Consider the following 1,224-nt stretch of genomic DNA (forward strand, 5'->3'; position numbering starts at 1 on the left):
GTGGTGCCGCAAAGAGTGAGTGCTTAATCATTCTACCTTTTCATTCTGATGAACATTGCCTCTGTTGCCTACCTTGCCCCAGTCTCGTTCAGAGCGTTCACGCAGTCGATATTGCCCATCTCGGTTGCGATGGATATTGGGGTTGTGCCATCAGATGCTGCGGCGTTGAGATCCGCCCCGGCATTGATCAGGAGTTTCACGATGTCGGGATGGCCTTTCTGGGCTGCGATGAACAACGGGGTATTGCCACCCGTAGTCCGGGCATTGAGATTTGCCTTGGCTTCGATCAGGAGTTTCACGATGTCGGGATGGCCGTTCCGGGCTGCGATGAGCAGAGGATTGAGCCCATCTTTTTTGCAGGCGTTGAGATCTGCCTTGGCTTCGATCAGGAGTTCCAGAATCTCGGTATGACCATTCTGGGCTGCGACATACACTGAGGTAACGCCATCCGCAGTCCGGGCGTTGAGATTCGCCCCGGCTTCGATCAGGGCTTTCACAATGTCGGTATGGCCGTTGTTGGCTGCGATAAGCACTGAGGTGACACCACCCGTAGTCCTGGCGTTGAGATCTGCACTGGCTTCAATCAGGAGTTTCACGATGTCGGTATAGCCCTTCTGGGAAGCGATGAGCAGCGGTGTGACGCCATTCCTGGTGGGGGAGTTGAGGTCTGCCCCGGCTTTGATCAGGCGTTTCACGATGTCGGTATAGCCGTTCCGGGCTGCGATGAACAGTGGGGTGGAACCATCCAAAGTCCTGGCGGAATGCTTAGTGCGGTTATTGAGATCCGCCCCGGCTTCGATCAGGGCTTTCACAATGTCGGTATGGCCGTTGCGGGCTGCGATGAATAGTGGGGTGCCGTCATCCTCAACCCGCGCGTTGAGATCTGCCCTGGCGTCGATCAGGAGTTTCACGCAGTCGGTATTGCCCGTTTCGGCTGCGATGAACAACGGGGTGGCGCCATCCGCAGCCTGGGTGTTGAGATCTGCCTTGGCTTCAATCAGGAGTCTCAGGATGTCGGTATGGCCCATCTTGGCTGCGGTCGACAGCGAGGTGACGCCATCCATCGTTCGGGTGTTGAGATTCGCCCCGGCGTTGATCAGGCGTACGACGATGTCCTTGTGCCCCTTACCGGATGCCAATATCAGGGCGCTGAAACCATCATTCATGAGGGTATTGACATTGACTCCCTCTGCCAGTGACTTCTCCACCTGATCCAAATCCCCC

The 1,224-nt window shown here is 56.4% G+C and carries 1 protein-coding gene; it reads right to left on the reverse strand.

Annotated features, from left to right (window positions below; translation table 11 throughout):
• Nucleotides 1-68: 68 nt before the first annotated feature.
• A partial coding sequence (locus KDK19_RS03585; RefSeq protein WP_257291348.1) for an ankyrin repeat domain-containing protein occupies nucleotides 69-1,224 on the reverse strand: 1,156 nt, incomplete at its 5' end.

This window comes from Endozoicomonas sp. ONNA1 (assembly GCF_024606325.1).
Lineage (GTDB): Bacteria > Pseudomonadota > Gammaproteobacteria > Pseudomonadales > Endozoicomonadaceae > Endozoicomonas_A.